The 22,484-nt window shown below is 40.9% G+C and carries 21 protein-coding genes; 6 read left to right on the top strand and 15 right to left on the bottom strand.

Annotated features, from left to right (window positions below):
- Positions 1–34: 34 nt before the first annotated feature.
- Positions 35–1,312 (bottom strand): LysM peptidoglycan-binding domain-containing protein, encoded by a 1,278-nt coding sequence (locus H514_RS0102425; RefSeq protein WP_036841825.1) that lies wholly within the window; start codon positions 1,310–1,312, stop codon positions 35–37.
- Between the two features lie 113 nt (positions 1,313–1,425).
- Between H514_RS0102425 and H514_RS24920 the strand changes: the two genes are divergently transcribed.
- Together H514_RS24920 and H514_RS0102415 are read left to right on the top strand one after the other, a co-directional pair.
- On the top strand, positions 1,426–1,584 hold the full coding sequence (locus H514_RS24920; protein ID WP_169449747.1) for a hypothetical protein: 159 nt from the start codon (positions 1,426–1,428) through the stop codon (positions 1,582–1,584).
- 66 nt (positions 1,585–1,650) lie between these two features.
- Entirely contained in the window at positions 1,651–1,959 is a 309-nt protein-coding gene (locus tag H514_RS0102415; RefSeq protein ID WP_027445500.1) for a DUF5634 family protein, read from the top strand.
- Positions 1,960–2,000: 41 nt separating this feature from the next.
- Here H514_RS0102415 and H514_RS0102410 read toward each other — a convergent pair whose 3' ends face one another.
- On the bottom strand, positions 2,001–2,354 hold the full coding sequence (locus tag H514_RS0102410) for a hypothetical protein (protein ID WP_154657305.1): 354 nt from the start codon (positions 2,352–2,354) through the stop codon (positions 2,001–2,003).
- 238 nt (positions 2,355–2,592) lie between these two features.
- On the opposite strand from H514_RS0102410, the gene H514_RS0102405 reads away from it, so the two are divergent.
- Complete coding sequence (locus H514_RS0102405) at positions 2,593–3,651, top strand: NAD(P)/FAD-dependent oxidoreductase (RefSeq protein ID WP_027445498.1); 1,059 nt, start codon at positions 2,593–2,595, stop codon at positions 3,649–3,651.
- Positions 3,652–3,677: 26 nt separating this feature from the next.
- Positions 3,678–3,806: a hypothetical protein gene (locus H514_RS25280; protein ID WP_267879765.1), complete on the top strand. Its 129-nt coding sequence runs from the start codon at positions 3,678–3,680 to the stop codon at positions 3,804–3,806.
- A gap of 34 nt (positions 3,807–3,840) precedes the next feature.
- On the opposite strand, the gene H514_RS0102395 is transcribed toward H514_RS25280, so the two are convergent.
- The 3 genes from H514_RS0102395 to H514_RS22350 form a co-directional block, all read right to left on the bottom strand.
- Entirely contained in the window at positions 3,841–4,230 is a 390-nt protein-coding gene (locus H514_RS0102395) for an NUDIX hydrolase (protein ID WP_027445497.1), read from the bottom strand.
- A 36-nt stretch (positions 4,231–4,266) separates the two neighbouring features.
- Positions 4,267–4,644 carry an NUDIX hydrolase gene (locus H514_RS22355; RefSeq protein ID WP_231566551.1) on the bottom strand — a complete coding sequence of 126 codons (378 nt, stop codon included), beginning with the start codon at positions 4,642–4,644 and terminating at the stop codon, positions 4,267–4,269.
- Positions 4,645–4,777: 133 nt separating this feature from the next.
- Positions 4,778–6,313: a flotillin family protein gene (locus tag H514_RS22350; protein ID WP_036841823.1), complete on the bottom strand. Its 1,536-nt coding sequence runs from the start codon at positions 6,311–6,313 to the stop codon at positions 4,778–4,780.
- A gap of 287 nt (positions 6,314–6,600) precedes the next feature.
- On the opposite strand from H514_RS22350, the gene H514_RS22345 reads away from it, so the two are divergent.
- A complete protein-coding gene (locus tag H514_RS22345) occupies positions 6,601–7,293 on the top strand; it encodes a phosphatase PAP2 family protein (protein ID WP_051254997.1) in 693 nt (230 codons plus the stop codon).
- An 84-nt stretch (positions 7,294–7,377) separates the two neighbouring features.
- Here the strand turns inward: H514_RS22345 and H514_RS0102375 are convergent, their stop codons facing one another.
- Complete coding sequence (locus tag H514_RS0102375) at positions 7,378–8,202, bottom strand: alpha/beta fold hydrolase (RefSeq protein WP_267879766.1); 825 nt, start codon at positions 8,200–8,202, stop codon at positions 7,378–7,380.
- A 105-nt stretch (positions 8,203–8,307) separates the two neighbouring features.
- On the bottom strand, positions 8,308–8,487 hold the full coding sequence (locus H514_RS0102370) for a hypothetical protein (protein WP_027445495.1): 180 nt from the start codon (positions 8,485–8,487) through the stop codon (positions 8,308–8,310).
- A gap of 656 nt (positions 8,488–9,143) precedes the next feature.
- On the opposite strand from H514_RS0102370, the gene H514_RS0102365 reads away from it, so the two are divergent.
- The gene (locus tag H514_RS0102365; RefSeq protein ID WP_027445494.1) at positions 9,144–9,689 is read left to right on the top strand and encodes a CBO0543 family protein; all 546 of its coding nucleotides are present in this window, start codon (positions 9,144–9,146) and stop codon (positions 9,687–9,689) included.
- Between the two features lie 345 nt (positions 9,690–10,034).
- Here H514_RS0102365 and H514_RS22340 read toward each other — a convergent pair whose 3' ends face one another.
- From H514_RS22340 to H514_RS0102325, 8 genes are all read right to left on the bottom strand, one after another.
- Positions 10,035–12,737 carry a VWA domain-containing protein gene (locus H514_RS22340; RefSeq protein ID WP_051254996.1) on the bottom strand — a complete coding sequence of 901 codons (2,703 nt, stop codon included), beginning with the start codon at positions 12,735–12,737 and terminating at the stop codon, positions 10,035–10,037.
- An 88-nt stretch (positions 12,738–12,825) separates the two neighbouring features.
- Positions 12,826–14,631 (bottom strand): vWA domain-containing protein, encoded by a 1,806-nt coding sequence (locus H514_RS0102355; RefSeq protein WP_027445493.1) that lies wholly within the window; start codon positions 14,629–14,631, stop codon positions 12,826–12,828.
- A gap of 4 nt (positions 14,632–14,635) precedes the next feature.
- Complete coding sequence (locus tag H514_RS0102350; protein WP_036841817.1) at positions 14,636–15,517, bottom strand: DUF58 domain-containing protein; 882 nt, start codon at positions 15,515–15,517, stop codon at positions 14,636–14,638.
- A gap of 4 nt (positions 15,518–15,521) precedes the next feature.
- A complete protein-coding gene (locus H514_RS0102345; protein ID WP_027445491.1) occupies positions 15,522–16,514 on the bottom strand; it encodes an AAA family ATPase in 993 nt (330 codons plus the stop codon).
- The gene (locus H514_RS24540) at positions 16,511–18,130 is read right to left on the bottom strand and encodes a hypothetical protein (RefSeq protein WP_027445490.1); all 1,620 of its coding nucleotides are present in this window, start codon (positions 18,128–18,130) and stop codon (positions 16,511–16,513) included. The genes H514_RS0102345 and H514_RS24540 overlap by 4 nt, the downstream gene beginning before the upstream one ends.
- A complete protein-coding gene (locus tag H514_RS0102335; RefSeq protein ID WP_027445489.1) occupies positions 18,131–19,003 on the bottom strand; it encodes an ABC transporter permease in 873 nt (290 codons plus the stop codon).
- A complete protein-coding gene (locus H514_RS0102330) occupies positions 19,004–19,936 on the bottom strand; it encodes an ABC transporter ATP-binding protein (protein WP_027445488.1) in 933 nt (310 codons plus the stop codon).
- Complete coding sequence (locus H514_RS0102325) at positions 19,933–22,308, bottom strand: hypothetical protein (RefSeq protein ID WP_027445487.1); 2,376 nt, start codon at positions 22,306–22,308, stop codon at positions 19,933–19,935. Before H514_RS0102325 ends, H514_RS0102330 begins: the two co-directional genes overlap by 4 nt.
- Positions 22,309–22,484: the final 176 nt, after the last annotated feature.

The following is a 22,484-nucleotide window of genomic DNA, read 5'->3' as shown; positions in this document are numbered from 1 at the left end:
TTAAATTTGACCTTCACAAAAAAAAGATAAGGCTCTACACCTTATCTAAGTTTTTCATAACGTTAATATGCTGATCCATGAACGCCCAGTTTTGTGGAAAGCGAAAGCGCACTTGCCAGAAAGTCGTCCCGAGTAAGTTATACACATCAAGTAATCGATACTTAGCTTGATAACTTCGAATGTCTTCAAACCATACTTCATGTTGTCTATTATTGAGCACATAACCGTAGTGAGGAGATTGGCTTCTTTCTTCAAATTGAATGGGCAGCCAACGCCTTATGGCCATGTTTTGAGCATCCAAAGCAGATAATGCACTTGTTTCAAATCCAGGAATCACCTTATCGTAGCCATACATAGGAAAGCTCACTTGCATTTTTCTGGCAGGAATTTTGCTTAGCGCAAAGCGGATAACCTCTTCCATCCACCAGATCGGAGCGACGGCTTTTGGTGGGCCAGTTGGATAACCATAGTCGATCGTCATGACGGCAACAATATCAGCGATCTCCCCGATGATTTCGTAATCATAGGCTCCAATAATCGGATTGGTTGGAACGTCTGCAGTTTTCGCATGTACATTCACATGAAGAATCCGATCTCCCAATTCAATTTTTAAAGCCGCTAAAAATAATTCAAAATCCTTTCGTTGTGCAGGGGGTACAAACTCAAAGTCAATACTCACACCAGCATACCCTTGTTCATTGACGAACCTTACAATGCTTTGAACTAAATTTGTCCGATAAACACTGTTCGTAAAAACACTCCCTACTAACTCTGCCGAGAAATCTCCACCGGTAAAATTTCGAATGCATAGCAAAGGTTGAATGCCAAACTGTTTACTCGCTTTTACAACTTGTTCATCCTCCCCTTGCTTATATGCATAACCCTCTTCAGTGAACGTATAAGCTACAACAGCTAAATAAGTTAGATGCTGCGATATCTCTTGAAGCCTTGGTAGAAATGGTTCGATATTGTAAGGCACGAGAAACCCTAATGTCTCAATACTTAAAGGTTGGGGAGATGGGATTTGGATTTGTTGACCGATCGACAGTAGGTTTGGATCAACCCCTGGATTCGCATCTAAAATAAGTTGGATACTCGTTTGAAACCGCTGTGCAAGCTTCCAATACGTATCCCCTGCTTGAATCACATATACACGGTCGTTCAAGCTCTCTGTTGGTATATATAACGCTAGCCCTGGCACGAGTTGATCCACAGAGGCTAATCCATTCACTTCACGAATTGCTTGAATCGACACTCCATACTTTTGTGAAATCTTCCATAAAGCATCTCCTGACTTCACTACATGGATCAATCGCACCAGCTCCTTTAAAAATCGCTTCTATTTCCATTCTATGCATCGGATTTTGCATATCATCAATATTTATAAATTTTTTAGCCAAAATAAGAGTATAAGGAGTGATGAACATGAACAAAAAGAAACGAGATTATGATACAGAAGAGACTGTAGCTCCTACCGTTAACGAAGAGGATTCTTACGGCGAAGATGCTACAGAAGAGGAAGTTGAAAAAGGCGATTCAACTCGCGTAACAAGATTGATGAACGAATACCCAAGTGGAGAGTAACCAGCAAGCTTAACCCTGCCCAGATATGGTATGATTGGGAAGAAAAAGATATTGAGGGGGATCCCTGTGGAATATATCAGTGTTGAAACCATATTAAATGATTTTAAAGAATCACTATCTGTACTCATTAAGCAGTACAACCTTGCTGAGGCTTCGATTTATGAAGAGGAAGGCGAAGGTGACACCTATTATATTGGATATACAGTATTAAAAGGTGGCAAAACGTATCACATTCATATGCCTTTTGAAAAAAATGATGAAGATCATTTAGCCCTCGGTAAACCAGAGTGGACAATTCAAGCTGAAGAGGGTGAGTATAAAGGATATGAGTCGTTAGATCAGGTCTTTGAGAAGATCAATGAAATGAATGAATAAAATTAAATTCGCTCTGAGCTAAATAGGCTCAGAGCGATTCATTATGTATGATTAGAATTTAAGGATCGGACTAACAATATTCCTGTAACTACCGTTAACACAGCTTTGACCTCTCTTATTTGTAAAACTTGTTTATAGAAAGGTCCTCCTAGCCCATACCAGTCAATCCAATATAACGGTGGGATAAAAGTAATGACTAACAACGGAATGGTTAAGAACATGAGTAGATTAACTTTTATGTATCCTAAAAAAATGTTTTTTAAACCTTTCCATTCAATCAGTATCCCAACACCCAATGCCCCTAACGACATTTTTGTATAAGCTAAGTTGAATCCATTCACATCGTTTAGTGCTTTTACAAGTTCATAAAATGTCTCAACCATTAAATAAAACATGCTTACGATACCTACTACAATACAAAAGTAAAACAAAATATTTTTATAGATAATGCTCCCCCCTACATTTTTATTTTAACACGAAATTTTCATTGTGACTGAGGCCCTCTAAACGCTTGTCATACCAACATTCAAAGCACATCCTTTCGACAAAATGGAGCAATTTTCATGTTTACGCTTTCAACTTGTGTTTTGCGTGGTAAAATAAGGGGGGATATTACATAATAGAGGTGATCTTATGAACCGCATCGTGATATTAGGTGGAGGTTATGGTGGGTTAAAAATTGCTCATCAACTCCTTTCTAATACAGATCGAGAGACATCGATTACATTAATTGATCGAAACCCGTACCATTCTATGAAAACAGAGTTCTATGCACTTGCAGCTGGGACAATTGCTGAAAAAGATGTACGCACATCGTTCCCTGAAGATGAGCGACTTCATTTTATTGCAGATGAAATTTTACACATTAACATTGAGCATCAATCCGTCATGCTACGACACACTGAAAAAGTATATTATGACTACTTGATTATTGGTCTAGGTTCGGAGGACAACTTCCATGGTATTGATGGGGCTAGCGAATATACGCATAAGATTTCAACGATTAAAAAGACCCGTCAAACCTACGAAGCTGTAAACAACATGAAGAATTATGGTACCGCTACCATAGTCGGCGGAGGGCTAAGTGGTGTTGAAATGGCTTCCGAACTTCGAGAAAGCAGACCTGATATTAACATCAGACTCTTAGATCGTGGTGACAGCATTCTGAAATCGTTCCCTGAAAAGATTCAAGAGCATGCGATCGAGTGGTTCCAAGAGCACGATGTTGAACTGGTGTATCAATCCAAAGTTGACTATGTTGAACCAAACATTTTATGTAATGCAGGGACATGCCTATTAAGTGACGTTACCATTTGGACTGCAGGAATCAAGCCAAGTAAAGTCGTGGACAAGCTTGATTTAGAAAAAGATAATGCAGGAAGAATTATTCTTAACGACTATCACCAGGTTCCTGAGCATCCAAACATTTTTGTAACGGGAGATTGCGCAAGCCTTTACTTGCCTCCAAGTGCTCAACTAGCAGAACAGCAAGGAAAACAAATCGCAGATATTTTAACAGACATCCTAAGAGGGAAAGACCCTAAAAAGCCATCTAAAATTGTGATCAAAGGAACGCTTGGTTCACTCGGAAAAGACGATGGATTTGGCCTGACACTAAACTATCCGTTAAAAGGGGTACTTCCACGTGTCATCAAAACCGGCGTTTTATGGTATCATAAGTTTCAGAACTAATGATACGGAGCAAGGAGGTCTTGAGCATGCTACCAGGTCGTTTTTATAATAAAAGCAAAGAAACAGCAGAGCAATTTTCGGCCAAAGAGGGCATCATGGTGTTCGTGTTTATCATGATCTTTGCAGTTATCGCAGGCCTCCTGACCCTTTTATAATGAAAAGCGCAATCTCATGTGAGATTGCGCTTTTTTATATGTACATATTTACAATTTTTTGAGCCATTTCTTTTGGACGAACATCTAAATTGCATAGAGCTTCGATATTCAACCACATAGGTTCGTAAAGTCCATTGTTATTCTTGGTAAACTCAATCGCATGCCCAGTACCAAAAGCGCCTCCTATGATTTCAGCTGAAAAGAAATATTGTGTTCCATGAAATGAAACAGTATCAAGAAGATCCTCAATAGACACATGTACACCTAACTCTTCAAATGCCTCTCTTTTGGCTGCTTCTCTGGGAGTCTCACCTTCCTCAATTCCGCCACCTGGAAACACATAGTACACTTCAGAGTTCTTTACACGCTTGATCAGACATACTTTACCCTCTTCTATGATAATGACCGAGCCTCTATGTCTCATCTAATACCTCTTCTAAATAGTCCCCATGACCTCGGATCAGCTGAACATCTTGTACTCCTGAAATCCAAAAGAATCTAAACGTGGACCATGCTCTTCTCCTCCACCAGTAGGGTTAAAGCTCCATTCGTCTATTGTGTTAGAAGTTGTAAGATGATAGAAAAAACGTTCATGTAACGACCCATCATCTGCCTTCCACAGATCTTTAGCAATCAACCCTTTTAGCGATAAGTTATGTAAGCCTGTTTCTTCTTTCATTTCTCGTAATACAGCATTTTCAGGAGTCTCTCCTTCTTTTACCGTTCCTTTTGGGATTTGTATGCCTGCTTCAGGTATTGGGTGTTGGAACACTAAAACTTGTGGTATTCCCATCTTTTCTCTTGTGACATACCCATATGCCTTTTGAATTGGTATCATGTAAACTCCCCCTTCTCTATTATGCCATACTTTATTTGGAAAAAACTTAGGTCTATCACTTTGGTTTAATTAACGTGAAATAGAAAAAGCATGCAAACCCGAAGGCTCACATGCTTCTCAAAATTGAAGGGAATTAGTTCTGCTCCTCTTCATTATCACTTTGTTGTTCATGACTTTCTGCTTTCTCAGCGCTTGCTTCAGCAGAAGTCTCTTGTTCTACCTCAGTTTCCTGAGATGCTGATGTTTCTTGAAGCTGCTTTTCACGCGCTTCATCTGGATGAAGATCGAAGTTGTTTACAGCTCCGCGGGAAACAAAGCTTTCAATTAAAGCTTTTAGATCCATACCCGTTGTTTCCTTAAGAGACTCTTGGATACCAAGCATCGTAGACGTTACGCTGTTTGCGACTTTCGCAGTACCACCTTGAGAACCGCTTCCGCCCATGTCGATCACTTTCATATCCTGGATTTGAGATAGTGGTTTAGCTACTTTATCAGCGTACTCAGGTAATACAGAGATAAGCATTTCCACAATCGCAGCTTCACCATAGTGTTCCATAGCTTTAGCCATGCGCTCTTTGGATTCTGCTTCCGCGATACCACGTTGTCGGATAACTTCCGCTTCAGATTCACCCTTGATGCGCTCTTGGTCGGCTTCAGCTTGTGCGCGTTTTGTTAATTCATACGCCTCTGCGTCTGCAATGGAACGACGACGTTTGTTTTCTTCTTCTTCTAGTTCAACAGCACGTTGCTTTTCGATGTATTGAACTTTAAGCTCTTCTTCCTTAACCTGCTGAGCTAGTTTTTGACGCTCTAGCTCACCAGCTTGCTCGGATTGAGCTTTAGCACGGTTCGTTTCTTTTTGGAACTCGGCTTCTTTGATGTCTTTATCTTTCTTAGACTCAGCGATAGATGTTAAGCGACGGTTTGCTTCGTCCTTCGCTTCCTGATCGTTTTTCGCTTGATAGATGCTTGTTTCTTTCTTCGCATCGGATTCTGCCATATCCGCTTTCTTCTGTACTTCAGCTATGTGCGGACGGCCTAATGCGTCGATATATCCATTCTCTTCATCAACGTCTTCAACGTCATTTAGAGCAAAGGATGTAATTTCAAAGCCCATGCCTTTTAAGTCAGCTTCTGCTATGTTTTTCACCTGTGTATTAACTTCTTTAAAGTCGTTATAGACCTTCTCGATTGGAAGTGATGCGATAATCGAACGAAGGTGACCATTAAGTACGTCTTTCAATTCCGCTTCACGTTCACTTTGTTTCTTACCTAGGAATTTCTCCGCAAAGTTCGCCATGATCTCTAAATCACTACCGATACTGATAACGGCTGTACTCGCTACGCGGATTGGAATACCTTCTTTGGTGTAAGCTTTCTCTGAATTAACTTGTAACTGGAAGGATGTTAAATCAATTGGTGTTGCGGTTTGGAACATACGTAAGCGATAACCGCCACCACGAATGATTTTCATGGAACGTCCATTCGCATCCTCAAAGACGTTCTTCTCTTTCTCTGGGTCTCCCAGTTTTGGACCTGTTACAATAAGCGCTTCATTTGAGCTTGCTGTTTTGTAACGAATGCGGAAAATAATAAATGTAGCAATTCCGCCGATTAGTGCTAAGCCAATAATAATGGCTAATACGACAAACACGACAAATGATGTCATACTCGTTTTCCCCCTTTATCCTATTTATGGTTCATTTTAGCAATTTGAAGCAAAAACGTCGATACAATTTTATACAAATATTGGATTTTTCCATATTTTGTTTGAATTGCTGTTTTAGGGATCCCTTGTTGTTTTTGCCTATAATATATTTACGGGAAGGGTCCCCCACACGTTTCAAAAAATCTTCAAAATTTTATTCCCCCCATTTTCAATACAAGCTAAGGCGTTTGATATCAACACTATATGGGAATACCATCACCACTATTGAACTTGCAGGAGGTCACTTTATGTTTAGGGAATCCACATCTAAAACATTTCCGGTTCTTGCGATAATTACCGTTCTTCTTACTGGATCCACACTAGCCTTCTACTTTCTCGTTGGAGATCAGGTCTTGAATGAGAAAAGCTTATATATAGATCAAATCATATTTGAGTGGACAACGGCCATGCCAGACTGGGTAAAACAAATCATGCTATGGGTAACGAAGGTCGGATCTGTTCCGGCTCTTACCGCAACTTCGCTTCTCTTGATGGGGTACTTTTTACTTTTCTCCACCTATAGCAAATGGTTTGCGGCATATTTTGCTGTGAACATGATTGGTATTAGTGGCATTACGAAGGCTTTAAAAATCTTTTACAGTCGTCCACGCCCTGATGAAACGGAGTTTGGAGGTACATCAGCAAGCTTTCCGAGCGGCCATACATCCGGAGCGGTAGCTTTTTTTGGATTTATCATTTATATCGTTCTCGTGAGTAACCTCTCTAGCTCGGCAAAATGGGCAATCAATCTCTTTTCAGCGTTTATGATTGCAGCAATTAGCATTAGCCGTGTTTTTGGCCACATTCATTACCCTACAGATGTGATCGCTGGTTTAGGAATTGGTTTTTCATGGCTGTTTATATCCATCCTGGCGTTAGAGATGACGTTAATGAGAGAAGAGAAAAGTCATGTTGTGAAAAAGGATAGTATGCAGGCATAACAAAAGAGTCCAGTATTGCAAGACTGGACTCTTTTTATGTAGAAAACCTCTTTTGTAGATAGTAATCGTCATCCTTTTTATGAGTTAATAAGTCATATCCAATAAACTACAAGCCAAATTTAAAATTTGTTTTGGTTTCTCTTTATGAATGTCATGGCTTGAACCTCGAGCTAACATATACTCAGTCTGACTATTGAGGTTAGTCTGTTCTTGAATAAGAGACTGCCATATACGTTCAATCTCTTCAGCCTCTCGAATCTCTAGACCTTCGTGTTCTAACATTTGTTTGATTGAGACCTCTGGATCTCTTCCAATCACGATAGTAGGAAGGTCAGGAAAGCCATCCAATTGAACTTTTAATTCCTTCATATAGAAAGGATCATGTTCAAGCTCTTCCCCAAGAATTTCAAACATGTAAGGGTTGCTCATATGTTCACTGATTTCATTATGCGTTTGGAGAGGAAGTTTCTTCTTAAGCGTTTCAATCCAACCTTCCATTTCCACTTGAAGATGTTCCTTTGATAGCGTTGCATACTCTTTACACTTTTGAATCCAAGCTCGTGTACTCGTTTCGTCTCCTCCTTCTATCTCTACCTCATCTAATAGATGGGCATCAACTGATGTGGAGTCTACTAAAATAAGTGACCTTGCTATATTTGGATAATGTATAGCAAAATATTGAACGATTAGACCACCATAAGAATGACCAATCAGTATGGGATCATTTAGCTCTAATTTATGTATTAAGGTATGTAGATCTTTGGCATTCTCATTTAGATTCCTGGTTTTGGTACCTCTTTCGCTTTTACCGCATCCGGCTCTATTATATAAAATGACCTTTGCGTATTGTGAAAGCTCTTCAACTAAAGGTTCCCATTCGCTTATTGAGCTGATCATTCCTGGTTGAATAATGATGGGTTGTCCTTCACCCTTAATCCATACTTCTAGGTTTTTGTTATTGATGTCGATGAGGTCTTTAAAAATGAAGATCTCTCCTTTTTAAAATATAGTCATTTAATCATCATCTTTTATTGTTACTGCCAGATAATACACAATAATAGATATGACCGCTACCGTGATCAAAGGTATTAAAATTAGCACCCCTGTACCTTCTGTAGTTAACCAAAAGGGAATAATCAACACAATCCAAAAGAGGATGATATATAAACCTATTTTTTTATCTTCTTTTGTCATAACATCTTGGCCCCTTATTCCATCAAATTAATAGACATGTTATCCCTTAAACCATATCACCTTCATTGGAGGTTTTTACCATCAAAAAAGTAGTCTACCTCGCGCTCGCCATGTTGCTCCTCACTGCATGTGATGAAGTGAAAAGACCAGATGTACTTAAGGGTGAAATCATCGCTAAAAACAAGGAATATTCCTTCTTAATACCCCCTCACCAATTATTTATAAAACTACTTTGTTTAAGTATATTTTTTCACAATCCAAATCAAATTTTAACACAAATATCCAATTAATAACTCGCTCTATTAGACAATCAAGACAAATAAAAAGGACTCTTATTCCAGGAGAGCGCCCTATTCATGAAGACTTGAATTCGAGATCCTCTTCACTCAAAAAACATTTAACCGGTATTAAGTGATGACGCATTATCTTCGTGATGTGTATCAAAACTTTAATACCACTTATAAAAATAATTCTTTTGTTAAAACTAAATGTAAATAAATATACATTTTGAAATCTGAGCATTTCCCCTCAGTTCCAGAGTTAACACATAGCTTAAAGCTGTGTGCTTTTTTATTACATATAATTCATCGAATATAAAAGAAAACCATGAAAACAATAAAAATTGAATTGAATTAAATACGAGAGGTGCTTGTTCCATGACTTATTCCAACCAATTTGATAAAGCTCGATCCATGATTCTAAAAGCAAATCAAGAAAAATATGAACTTTGGAAATCAGAAGTTTTGTTCTCCTGGCAATGGTGGTTAATATTTATTCTTTTTATTTCTTTAGTGACGTTATGGATATGCTTACGAAAGAAAGAAAGCACTCAACGATTATTATACGTAGGAATAGTAGTCGGTATATTATCTCTCTTTCTTGATATTTTGGGAAACTTCTTTGGTTTATGGGATTATCAATACGAGCTTATTCCAGCTGCTCCGTGGTTTGCCCCATGGGATATAGTATTAATACCTGTGTTTATCACCCTACTTATCCAGTGGAAGCCTAAAATATCGCCATTAATTAAATCGGTTTTATTCGCTGGTTCATCCTCTTTCATTGGACTACCTATTCTTACATTTCTAGGTTTTTATGTGCCATTAAATTGGGAATACTATTATTCATTTCCAATAAATTTAGTGATTTACCTAATTGGTCATAATATTGCATTTAAAACAACTCGGTACAAACAATTATAGTAAATATAATTAAAGTGCTAATATATTTTTATTAGCGCTTCTTTCTATTTCGTATATAAGTCATATGCTCACAAGGGGTGCCGTCAATAAGTTTGTGTAAATCTCAATATGTGCAACCCAATCATAATTTCCTTCTTCTTTTCTAAATGAGATTTAGTTAGTTATTTTCTCGAATCCAAGTCTTCAACATAATGGCCCTTAAAAGTAATACTCAGTTTCGAGTTACCCAACACACAAAAAAGGTAAAATTATGTAACTAACATGCCGCTTGTCCATAAAAAAAGTAGCTCAATCAAGGAGTAAAAACCTAATTCCACTCCAAAACTGAACTACTCCATCAACACACTACTTCCTCTTTTTCGCATTCAACAAACGATTCATCCGCTCTTCTCTCGATTCACCACCACTAGATTCATTCTGCTTCTCTTTTTTAGGTGGCTTTTGCTTCGAGTCAGGCGTTTCTTGAATAATAGGCTGTTTCTCTTTCTTGTTTTCATCAGAAGAAGACCCTTGCGTCCTCTTCGTCGAAGCACTCTTCAACTGGCTCAATTGAGTGCTACGCTTTTCTGTTACCTGCTTCTCCTTCTTCTTTTTCTTCTCAGAAGAAGTACGCAGCTTCCCTATAAACGCCAAGTTCACATGGAAGCGTCTAATGGCAACATCAAGCATGAACAAGATTAAAGCTAAAGCTAAAAGAAAATAAAACAGATCCTGCTTCTCGTAGCGAGGTCCCAATCCTCTAGTAGAAAAGACGTCGTTCATGTTTTCTAAAACTTTTCCTCCTCCAGCTTCAGCAATGTCCCCAATGAGCTTTTCATTCGTCGGTTCGAACGAGTACTCTTCTGAATAAGGAACAACCACGCCAGTCTTAAAGGTTCCAACAGGTTCTCCGTCTTCTTGTTCCGTGAGATTTAAAAAGTACACACCTGCGCCATCTGTTTGAAAGGTTCCTTCATAGACACCAGGAGCTTTTGCTTGAAGATTTAGATCCACTTCTTCTCCCGCTTCGTTAACCAAGCTTCCTTCAAGTGTCGAAGCACCTTCATCTGCAGCTTTTACATTGAGCGTGACTTCATTTCCTTCAACCTGCTTTGTGATCTCATAAGCATCGTTCTCATACTGAGGGAACGTCCATGTGACGATATCATTCCATAAAGGTGACCAATTCCCCCAACTTGGCCATTCTCCTGCCCATTTTCCAGTTAAGTCAGATGTCCATGCCACGGTTTTACCCAGCCCATACTGCCAGCGACTCAGCACAGGGTCATTTTTCTCACTCACCAGCACCTGTTGAGCTCGCCCTTTAGGTGATGTCGCAATGTAAGCATTCATCCTCGGTACCCCATTTGCAAAATAAGGAGCCCACTCATACCCACGCACGAGCTTTGGATAAAATGGATCATCTTCAATGTAAGTACGTGTAATCAAGGCTGTCTCACGCGATAGAATGGTAGGGATCTTGGTCGCATTTTGAACTTGATAAAAGCGCCCATCTCCAATCTGAGCCATCTCATCTAACAGAGGTCCATCAGCCCCTGTTCCAATCGCAACAGTGGACAACGTCACGCCATCCTCTTTTCCGTTTTGAATCATTTGGCGATAGTTCATAGATGCCGCTGATTGTCCGTCTGTTAAGAGAATGATATGTTTACGCTTCAACTCCATAGGCCCTAATTGAGAGAATGCCTGAGCAGTAGGTGTGAAAATATCTGTTCCCCCACTAGGCATAATCGAACGAACCTTTTTAATAACGTCTTCCTTATCCCCAATAGGTCCAGTTTCGACGATTTGCCAAGGTGTCGAATCAAACGCAATCACACCGAGTGTATCTTTTTCACGCAAAAGCTCGATTGATCTAACGGCAGCTTCTCGCGCCAGAGCCATTTTATTACCGCCCATGCTTCCGGACTTATCTAATACAATCGCTAGACCAAGAGATGGCAGCTCTTTCTTCCCTTTAATGTCCATATCGACTGGGAGTAATCGTTCAATTGGCGTCTTAAAATAGCCTCCAACCCCGTAGGATTGTTCGCCACCTGTCATGACAAAACCTACCCCAAAATCTTTTACAGCTTTATGAATGAGGTTCATTTGACTTTCCGTCATCGTATGAGCAGAAACGTTACTCATCACGATCGAATCATATTGCAGAAAATTACTCAATTGGGTCGGTAAAAGCTCGACCGGAATTCGATCTGCTTGTACTGCAGATGAATTCAACGATTCTTCTAGATTCACAGCCGCTCCATCTTTTCCTTCCACTATCAAAACGCGTGGAATTCCTTTCGTTTCAGCAAACGCAGAAAGTTTATTGTTCTCTAAAACTTGATCCCCCTCCGCCACAATTTCAGCTTGAAAGGTGTGGAAGCCGTCTTCAGTAACGAGGTGTTCAAAGGATAACTGATTCATCCCTGCGTTCAAGTTCACTTCCTGATCCAAAATCAGCTCCCCATTTTGCTGCACTCGCACGGTACTCGTTGTATCGATACTGCTTTGAATGCTTAGAGACAAGGAAGCTTGTTCACCTAAATAGATGTTTTCTGGTACATCAAACGAATCAATCGCTATGTCCTGTTGAAAGGTTGTGGAATAAGGAAAGACATCGACGACATATCCTTGCCGCTTCAAGTAGCCTGCCTGCCTTACTGCATCCCCAACGTTCTCATTTCCATCCGTCATTAACACAACGCGTCCCTTAGCATCACCAGAGAAAAGACTTCCGCCTAACTGAAGGCTTGCCCCTAGATTCGTGTAGGATGTATTGATATCGGTTTGGAAAGACTGCACGGCATCATCCGAATTCGTTAAAGGAATCTCTACTTGAGCTTTTGCCCCGGTTGAAATCACCCCAACCTCATCTTCTGGAGCTTTTCCATCCACCGCTTCCTGCACTTGTTCCAAAGCTCCATTCTCATGATCTTGCATACTATGAGAGCGATCGACTACAAAAGCAGTAGCCATATGCTGTATGGGAGAAAGAATTTGCACTCCAGCCAACGCTAAAATTACAAGTGTAAATACAAGCGTTCGTAACACCATTAATATCATTTTTCTGCCACCCGATATCGCCGTGAGGCCCCGCGCATACAAAAACAGCACAAGAACCATTGGGATAAAGGTCAGCAACCATAGAGGATTATCGACTTGAAAGACCACGTCGATACACCTCCCATTCTATAAACAAAATCAACAGGGCAATTGCGGCAAACCAACGCCAGATCTCCTGTTTTGAAACGGTAACATTTCCACCTTGTTGACCTTCTTCCGTCATCCTGAAAGAAGTAGAAGCTTCAACGTTACGTTCTTCACCAGGCACCTGCACAACAAGATGCTGATACTTAAATCCATTCGATGTTTTCTCATGGAGTTGATAGATTCCTGGCTTAGTAGGCACAGTAGCTACAGACTCATTCATATCAACATCCACCACATCATCACCAGAAAGCGTCTCTATAACCGCTTCCGTTGTCATTGTGGACAAGGAGAGTTCAGTCTCCTCACCAGGCTCAAAGTATCCTAGATTTTGACCTTTCTGTCCCAAATAGTCGATCACATTGGATAACAAAATCGGAAATCCAGGATGTAGAGGCCAATCCGAATCTTGAACATCAAACGGAAACAGCACCACCGGAGAACCTTGGTACATCCCTTTTGCCATTGTGGTCGTATCCCCACTCATCACAAGAGGATCGAGTCCGTTTAAATCACCAATCCCATACGCTTTCCCAAGGTAAGCCTCTCCCACATCTGAATACTGTAACAACGGATCATCTGCTGTTCTTTTCATCGTATATTGCAACTCTTGCTTGTCTGTAATACCAAAAGGACCTCCCGTTTCAGGAGAGAGGATAAGCTTTGGACCTTCTGGCCAAGCATCTGCTTGAATACCAGATAAAAGATAGACCGCTTCATCCCCCTGAGAAAAGCGATACGTCCCGTCCTCATTCTGAGAGATCGAAACCGTTTCAATACCAGCAGATCGCAATGCTTTATGGATAAACGGGTTCACATCACCTGCGAGATAAATCGATGACGGAGCATCATTGGGTAAGAAGGCAAACATCTCATTGTCTACCTCATAAGGGTCCACATCCGTATCTACTTTATAGTAACCTCTTATAGGCAGCTGATTTAACGTAATCGTACGCTTCTTCCCAGCCGGAACCTCTTCTGTCACTTCTTTTAGCACTTCATCTTCACCAAAAACCGTTAACGATAGATTCCTCGATTCCTCAGACTGGTTATGTACCGTTACGATCGCAGACCCGGTTTCGCCATTTTGCCTAACACCGAAGGCAGAGATCGAACTGTTCGCAGCGTTATTCTCGCGATTATGTACAACAAAAGGACCTTCCACTTCTACCTCTTCCTGCTCTAATCCATCTGTATAAACATGAATCTCGCCGTCTCCTTCCTGAAGAAGTGACGAAGCTAACTGCAAGCTATCACGCATGTTCTCGTGCTGATACGTTAATTCCAGCCCTTCAACCACACGCTTTGCCTCATTCTTATTTTGTTCTCTAGAGATTAATAGTTTTGGAGATTCTTCAGCTACAATCACACTTACTTGCTGATCATTTCCCAGGCTGTTGATCAATTCGTTTACTTCCTCTTTCACATCTGAAAATCGCTCTTCTCCAGCCATCGAAGCTGAGGAATCCATCACGATCACAAGTTGCTCCCCCTGTACTTCCTCCCCAGGAATAAAGGGGCGCAACAACGCCATGACTAAAAACAGAAGAATGAGAAGCTGAAGAAACAGCAGGATATTTTTCTGTAGCTTATTCCACCAGCGATCCGTCTCCCATTCTTTTAACGTCTTCTCCCAAAGATAAATCGACGAAATCGGTTGTTTCTCATATTGTTTTTTGAAAAAATAAAATGCCAGTAAAATAGGAATGGCACTTGAAAACCATAGGGATACTGGTGCTAAAAAACCCATAAGCTCACCTCCCAATCCAGCCTTTCTTCATTAGTGATGAAAAAATCGTCTCCTCAAGGCTGTCTGAGGTTAAACATGGCACAAGATCAATCCCACGCTTATTGCAAAACGATTTTATTTGGTTTGTATGTTCTTCAAACCGTTCTCTGTATTGCTTGATAACACGGGGATTCATCGAGATATCTCGCTCTCCACTCGATTCAACATCAATAAGCTTAAGATCCCCTGCGTAATTCGGATCCTTTTCTTCCGGTAACAAAACCTGGATCAGTAACACCTGCTGACGCTTCGCTTGCATCTTTTTTATAGAAGAAAACAATTTCGATGGATCCTCTAAAAAGTCGCTAATCACAATGCTGAAGCTACCTTGTCTAGAACGATCTACATTCTTCAACAGATGATCACCAAAAGCTTCATTTTCTGGAGCTAGTGACACATCCTCGATATAATCCATCACTTTTTTCGTCATCGCTTTCCCTTTTGTATAGGGATAAGCTCGTGTTGAAGATGCTACGGGTGTTACGGATAGACGATCAGAATTCGCTAGAGACAAAAAAGTAAAAACGGCTGCCATTTGTTTGGCGCGCAACCACTTTTCCTCATGAATCCCCATTGATTTTGTACTGTCTATATACACCGACACAGGAAGCTCCTGCTCATCTAAAAAGCGCTTAATGTAATATTTCTCTGTTCGCGCATAGGTGTTCCAATCAATTTGTCTTAAATCATCACCAGGGCTGTACAAGCGATAATCGGAGAACTCAAGCGAAGAACCGAGTCGCTGGGATCGTCTCTCTCCCTTATGTCCTCCTCGTACAGTTTGTCTGGTCGTAAGCGAAAAGTTAGCTAAACGCTTCGTTAGAACGGGTGACAACAGCGTGCTCATATCCTCACGCCCTTTCCGCTACAGATTCCAGCAAAGCTCCGATAAGATTGTCCTTCGAAATGCCTGACGCTTCTCCTTCAAAGTTTAAGAACATACGGTGACGTAAAACGGGATAGGCCGCCTTCTTAATATCGCCAACCGATACGTTGTAACGACCATCAAAAAGCGCTCGAACCTTTGCAATAGAAAGTAAGCTTTGCAGTCCACGTGGTCCTGAACCATATCGCACATACTCACGGATATCTTCCGTTGTTCCTTCATCATCAGGATGACTCGCCATGATCACATTCACCGCATAATCAAGGACAGGCTCAGCGACAAGCAGCTCCTTCGCGGTCTTTTGCACATTCACCACAAAATCGGCATCCACCCTTTTTTGAAGAGGTTCGATATTCGGAGCAGTCGTACGCACCGCAATCTCTTTTAGCTCTTCGCGAGATGGATAGTCCACATCAATTTTCATCAGGAAACGGTCCATCTGTGCTTCTGGTAATGGATACGTTCCTTCTAATTCAATCGGGTTTTGGGTAGCCAAAACGAAGAAAGGTTCAGGCAGTCGGTGCATTTTCCCCATCACCGTAACCGTTTTTTCCCCCATCGCTTCTAGTAAGGCACTTTGCGTTTTGGGAGTGGCACGGTTCACTTCATCAGCTAACACGATATTGGAAAAGAGCGGCCCCTCATGAAACACAAAGGACTGGCCTCCCTGTTCATTCGGCTGTATCATGTTTGTACCTGTAATATCTGTCGGCATCAAATCAGGTGTGAACTGAACTCGGGAGAACTGTAGCTCCATGACTTCAGAGATCTTACGTACGAGCATGGTTTTACCTAGTCCAGGTAAACCTTCTAACAGAACATGCCCTTCGGCAAAAATCCCCCAGAGAAGTTGTTCGACCACATCCTCCTGACCGACTATAAATTTACGGAGTTCGGCTTTTACAAGATCGATGTTTTCTTTAATTTCAGCTAACGATTGTTCATTTATGGCTGTCATGATCCGCTGTCTCCTTCCTTCGGTTCGATATCTGAGAAATAATCCTTAATGATACGCTGTAGTCGGTCTGGATAATCATTACGCTCTAAAGCCTGACGGTACGTATCTTCATATTTCTGATACACTTCCTCATAGGAACGCACTTGCCCTGGTAAAATCGGTGCATCAGGTGCGATTTGCTGTTCACTAGAACCTTCTCCTAGTTCACCTGTATCGCGCTCAACATTGTCCTTTCCGTCTAAACCTTCTTGAGGAACCGTTAAATTCTGATTCCCAGCCCCGAGACCAGCTCCATTACCTCCTGTTCCAGACCCACTACCAGTGCCGGAACCAGATCCAGAACCGCTACCAGAACCTGAGCCACTCCCTGAACCAGATCCAGAACCGCTTCCAGAGCCCGATCCATTTGAGCCAGAGCTATTTGACCCAGAGCCAGACTGTCCACTTTGACCAGATTGTCCTTGCCCTCCAAACGAGCCACTAGAGGAAGAACTTCCAGCAAAAGATAACGTTCCAGATGTTCCGATCCCCGCACTCATCATTTGTTGGTTCATTTGTTGGGCGAGCTTTTGAAGATCGGCTTGGGTTTGGGCAAGCTTCGAGGCATTCCCAGCTTTCTGCATCATTTTCTTCATTTCATCTTCCAATTGAGCCATTAACTTTTCTAGCTCTTCTTTAGAAAGGGTTTGTTGATTCACATTCTCCCCCTCAAGGCCCATCTGTTTAGCGGCTTCTTGCAATTGCTTTTGTAATTGTTCAAGCTGCTCTTGGTCCATGCCTTCCAATTGCTTTTTCAAGTCCGCTATTCGGTTTTCCATTTGAGCCTGATTCACGTTATTCAGTGCTTGAGCTAAGCTATCTAGATTCAGACCCTTCATTCGTTCACTCATGTCTTGAAGCTTTTGTTTTGATTGCTCCGCCTGCTTTTTCAACTTATCTAACTGATTTTCAGCTCGAAGCAGATCCTCTTGAATCTCTTCCGCTTTTTGTTCTTTCTTCACTTCCTCAGCGAGCTTTTCTAACTCTTTTTTCGCTTCTTTACCCGTATTCTTTTGCTCCTCAGCAAGCTCTTCCACTTTCTCCTTTTGCTCCTTGACGATCTTTTCCTCTTGTTCCTTTTGATCCGCCTGTTCCATCACACTATTCGGAAATAGAAGAGAAAGATAAGCAAGAGCAAATAAGCCGGTAGCGATCGAGAGCTTTTTCCAATCGAACCACCTCACGCGCTCCTGCTTAATCGCAGGCAAAACCTCTTTCATCTTCTTCAAGGTATCCTTACGCTGGAGTTTTGCCATGTCCGATTCGTCTTCCATATAATGATAAGCGGTTTGAACACGTGACTCTAACCCTTGATCATCAAACCGTGAAGACGCCTCCGTATCGGAAGGCTTCTTCACAACAAAATAAGTAAGGCTTGCTAGAATCACGAGACCTACACTTACCATAACTTTCATATCAATGTGTAGGATTAAGAAAAATCGACTCAAAATAAGCCAAAACAACGTAACTCCCGCAGAAGCCAGAAGACTCATGTAAAAGATTCGAATTCCTTCATGAAGCCAAAGCTTCCGTTTCACTTCCTTGAGTAAATGGAAAAATTGTCGTTGTTCATTCATTTAAGACGCCTTCTTTTTCACTTTTTTCGAACGCATGCGAGGTCGTAAACGCATGATACTTACGAACAAAGCAAAGATACTAATGCCAATATAGGATAGCGTGAATCCTTTCCAAATCGGCCAGGTAATCCCCATTCTTTGTAAGGCATAATCAAGACCACCTGCTTCAAATGAATTGAAAAGCACAATCCCTGGATTCAACATAAGCGAAATATAAGGGAGCCACCTTTGATTGGTTGATGCTGGATTTTGATTAAGGTTATACATAATCTCCCCTAAAAAAATATACAAAAAGCCTGTTCCAACTACGAAAAACAACATAACGCCATACGTCGTAATCGTCGCGACCATCGTTTTTCGAATAATCGTAGAAAACATGACTCCTAGACTGCCAATCATGAGCATCGTTAATAGGTGTAATCCAAACGTGATCAGCACCATTTTCGGTGAAACCCCACCATATAAAAACACAAGGCTGTATAACGGAAGGGATGCTACAAGCATTAAGACGAGAAATGCTAAGGAAGAAAACAGTTTACTAATCACAATCGACATAGAAGATTGTTGGGTCGTAAGCAGGATATTAAGCGTCTGACGTTCACGTTCCCCACTAATAGCACCTGCTGTGAGCCCTGGCGTAATAAACGCGATCAACCCCATTTGACCAATGGATAATAGCATAAACAACGTTCGACTATCATTAGCGGTAAAGCCATTACGGTTATGACCTTCAATCCATATAAACGCAAGACACACTGCAGCACATACAGCTAGGTAAAACAAAATACCAAGAAAGCTCTTAAACGAACGGAAGCGTAATTTAATTTCTTTATTCAAAACTGGATTAATGAATAGGGAAGATAGTTTATTCATTTACTCCCCTCCCTTCGTAATTTCCATAAAGATATCTTCTAAATTGCTCTGTTTTTGTGTGAACGACAGGATCGGAATTCCTTGCGTTACTGCTTTTTTCAACAGTTCAATTTGTTCATCATCCGAGCCATCATAGGAAACATGGATAAGCAACTCATCTTTTTTATCACGATCGATTTGTTGCACATTCGGATCATCTTCAAAAAAGGATACTGCTTGCTCCACATCGTTTTTCACTGAAACTTGCAGCACTTTTTGAGCTTGCAACTGGTTCTCGATGTGATTTACATTACCACTCGCAATCAGATTTCCATGCTCAATGACACCCAGGTAATCACACATCTCTGATAACTCAGGCAAAATATGCGAGGAGATCAAAATCGTTTTCTCCATATTCTTAAGCTCCTGCAAAATCCCACGCATCTCTACCCGTGCCCGCGGATCTAATCCTGAAGCAGGTTCATCCAATATCAGCACCTCTGGGTCATGGATAAGAGAACGTGCAAGGCAAAGTCGCTGCTTCATCCCTCGAGAAAGGTAATCCACATACGCATCTCTTTTATCAGTTAAGTTCACAAGCTCAAGCAATTGCGGAATGATGGCTTTACGTTCCTTGCTTGGAACCCCGTAGCTTGCTCCGTAAAAGTCGAGGTACTCATGAACTTTAAATTGATCATAAACACCGAAGAAGTCCGGCATATAGCCAATATGTTTCCGAACCTCGTTTGGTGATTTGGTTACGTCATACCCATTCACATAAGCTGTTCCACTTGTTGGAGCTAAGAGTGTGGCTAAAATGGAAAACGTTGTAGACTTCCCAGCTCCATTTGGGCCAACAAATCCAAATACTGTCCCCTTTTCGATCGTTAAGTTCAAGTCATTTAACGCTGTAAATGAGCCGTAACGTTTGGTTAAGTTCGTAATTTCAATCATGGATTTGTCACCCCTTTTACGTTAATGCTTGGCACGAAGACCGGACCATTCATGTTATTTGTCGTTATTGTAGCGCGAATAGTAATCGTGTTTTCTTTGATATAGGTTTCTTGAACATTTTGATCAAAAGATGCATCTTCAATCGAATCGTACGCATCCACTTTCGCATTATAGATAGCAAAGCTTACCCCACCTGGTCGTTGTTGAAAGTTTAAAGACAATTCACTCGCTTCAAACCCTTTTTGGATATAAGCTTCAGGTAGATTATACTTCAGCAAATACGTGCCCTGATTCGCATCAAACATTAAATCTCCTCGGTTTAATCCATTATATTTAACTTGACCCTCCACAGTAGTTAATGTAGGGTTTATGAGCTCAGTGGATATCGATTTATTCCCACTTCCTAAGTTAATGTCCACAGGTTGGGTTACGAGGTGAATATTATCTTGAGATGTATCTTTTCCGTTTACATTCGCCTCAAAGATTTGATCCTTGGTAAACCCAATCAACACTGGGTTATTTCCATCTGCAAACATGCCGTACTGAGCTGCCATCTGAACAAGATCTCTTCTTACATTTTGTTCGTTTTGGTTCATGTTGTTCGCTGGTCTATTAAATATTTGATAGGCGGTACGTTCATTTGGTGCTTGGAACATCAATTGCGTTTGCATATTGATATCCAACGTCTTAGACTCACCAGCTTTTATAGACCCGATCTCTTGATAAGACTGTCCTCCAACGATGTACACATCTTCAAATGAATATGGGAAATGGTTCGTGATCTCACCTGTTAAATGTTGATCATCCAGGTTAATCTTGCTTGAGAATTGTCCATATTCCTTAGATGGAAGATCGACCGTTACACTACGAGGAGACCAGAATTCAACTTCCTCGAAGTACACACGATTGGTGTCATTACCCATTTCAATATAAGGCATTTCTTCTGCTCGCATAGTAGATGAGCGTCTTGTTTCGGTTGGAAAAGGTTGCAAGGAAGCATCTACTTCTAATGCATATGTGCCAGCTTCTTTTGAAAGCATCGAAACAGAACCTCTTCCATACCCCTCTCCATTTTGATCAACGGATACGATCGAAACAGCTTTTGTTTTGTAATCTCCTAATCGATCTTGGGCACCCACTACATACAATCCAACCGAAGTGATCACCGCAAGTGCTGGAATCAATAACCATGCCCACTCACGCTTATCCATCTTCTTCAGAATGAAATACAAAATGGGAACAACCAACAAAATATAACCTGAAAACAATAAAGCTAAAGTGGATAGTTTAAAATTCGCTAAGGTTTCAAAATAACGAGATGTATCCCCTAGTCGATCATAGATATTCCTATTGCGGTTAGGCTGATAATTTCCAACAACAGAATCCCATATATCTGCATTTCCACCCCATTCTTGAAAAGCGGGATGACTAATATCATAGCTGAATTGAGTGATTTTACCTTGTCCTTGACTTTGTTCAATAACTAAAGGCGTACCATTTTCTTCATATTGAATCGTAGCGGTTTCTTTAAAGGAACCCTTGTACAATTCAAAATTTGTGATAGTAAACGACTCGATTTGATTGAAACGCTCAATCGAATTCACAGATTCCTTACCTTCTATTTGTAACGGTAGGTCTTCACTAAGGCTTCCAAATTGCTGCATCAAACCAGGGGTACTTCCCGTTGCAATATGGCCACCCTTCATCATCCACTGTTTAATAGACGTTTGACGTTCTTGTGATAGATTGGCCACATCATAATCCTGAATCACAAGAAGATCCAATACATTAAGGCCTACAGACTCTTTCGGGATATCCTCAGCATCTAAGAAAAGAACCTCGGGACTTTCCCCCATAAAAGAAAGCAATTTTAAGTAGTTTAATTGATCCGGTTGATCTGTCAGAACACCGATTACCGCTTTATTATCTTGTATGTATGTTGGGCTAATCGATAATCCAGTATCAACGGGGACTTCCTTCCCATCTTCCCAGCTTCCTTCATATAAGTGAAACTGTTCAACACTTGGTTGTCCCGGACCATTCCGGAACACATTCATCCCTTCCATTTGTGGAACGGAAAAATGAATCTTTTTAGTTGCCCCAGCGGCAATATCAATCGGAATGACTTTATTTCCAATTGCATTATAATCTCGAGGAATGACCACCGTTAGGTCTCCTGAGAAGTCTTTTCCATTATTCGTAACGGTTAACGTTATTGGGAAACCCTTATATCGTTTGGCTTTCCCTTTTAGGCCTTCATCGACTTTTATATGTAATCGGCCTTCATCAGCATGTACTAGATTGCTAGCACCGGCAAACATGCTTATCAGCAGTAATGCACATGCTATTATTTTTATGATCTGTTTTTTCACAGTTCTCCCCCCCCTATGCTCCTTTTGTTAGACGAAAAAGTACCATGTTTTGTTTCACTTTTTTACAAATCTAGTCAAATTGTAGTGCAAGTTTGTTATAAATACGATCATGCAAAAGCTTCATTTTCACTCTACTTCTTTGACGTATGCAACTCTATTATACCCTACAAAAAAGG

It is taken from the genome of Pontibacillus marinus BH030004 = DSM 16465 (assembly GCF_000425225.1).
Lineage (GTDB): Bacteria > Bacillota > Bacilli > Bacillales > BH030062 > Pontibacillus > Pontibacillus marinus.
This window is presented reverse-complemented; position numbering and strand designations above follow the sequence as displayed.

Excerpts from the sequence above, each read along its gene's own strand:
- H514_RS24920 (WP_169449747.1), top strand. The coding sequence starts at position 1,426 with ATGAACAAAAAGAAACGAGATTATGATACAGAAGAGACTGTAGCTCCT.
- H514_RS0102410 (WP_154657305.1), bottom strand. The coding sequence starts at position 2,354 with ATGTTTTATTTAATGGTTGAGACATTTTATGAACTTGTAAAAGCACTA.
- H514_RS0102405 (WP_027445498.1), top strand. The coding sequence starts at position 2,593 with ATGAACCGCATCGTGATATTAGGTGGAGGTTATGGTGGGTTAAAAATT.
- H514_RS25280 (WP_267879765.1), top strand. The coding sequence starts at position 3,678 with ATGCTACCAGGTCGTTTTTATAATAAAAGCAAAGAAACAGCAGAGCAA.
- H514_RS0102395 (WP_027445497.1), bottom strand. The coding sequence starts at position 4,230 with ATGAGACATAGAGGCTCGGTCATTATCATAGAAGAGGGTAAAGTATGT.
- H514_RS22355 (WP_231566551.1), bottom strand. The coding sequence starts at position 4,644 with ATGATACCAATTCAAAAGGCATATGGGTATGTCACAAGAGAAAAGATG.
- H514_RS22350 (WP_036841823.1), bottom strand. The coding sequence starts at position 6,313 with ATGACATCATTTGTCGTGTTTGTCGTATTAGCCATTATTATTGGCTTA.
- H514_RS22345 (WP_051254997.1), top strand. The coding sequence starts at position 6,601 with ATGTTTAGGGAATCCACATCTAAAACATTTCCGGTTCTTGCGATAATT.
- H514_RS0102370 (WP_027445495.1), bottom strand. The coding sequence starts at position 8,487 with ATGACAAAAGAAGATAAAAAAATAGGTTTATATATCATCCTCTTTTGG.
- H514_RS0102365 (WP_027445494.1), top strand. The coding sequence starts at position 9,144 with ATGACTTATTCCAACCAATTTGATAAAGCTCGATCCATGATTCTAAAA.
- H514_RS22340 (WP_051254996.1), bottom strand. The coding sequence starts at position 12,737 with ATGATATTAATGGTGTTACGAACGCTTGTATTTACACTTGTAATTTTA.
- H514_RS0102355 (WP_027445493.1), bottom strand. The coding sequence starts at position 14,631 with ATGGGTTTTTTAGCACCAGTATCCCTATGGTTTTCAAGTGCCATTCCT.
- H514_RS0102350 (WP_036841817.1), bottom strand. The coding sequence starts at position 15,517 with ATGAGCACGCTGTTGTCACCCGTTCTAACGAAGCGTTTAGCTAACTTT.
- H514_RS0102345 (WP_027445491.1), bottom strand. The coding sequence starts at position 16,514 with ATGACAGCCATAAATGAACAATCGTTAGCTGAAATTAAAGAAAACATC.
- H514_RS24540 (WP_027445490.1), bottom strand. The coding sequence starts at position 18,130 with ATGAATGAACAACGACAATTTTTCCATTTACTCAAGGAAGTGAAACGG.
- H514_RS0102335 (WP_027445489.1), bottom strand. The coding sequence starts at position 19,003 with ATGAATAAACTATCTTCCCTATTCATTAATCCAGTTTTGAATAAAGAA.
- H514_RS0102330 (WP_027445488.1), bottom strand. The coding sequence starts at position 19,936 with ATGATTGAAATTACGAACTTAACCAAACGTTACGGCTCATTTACAGCG.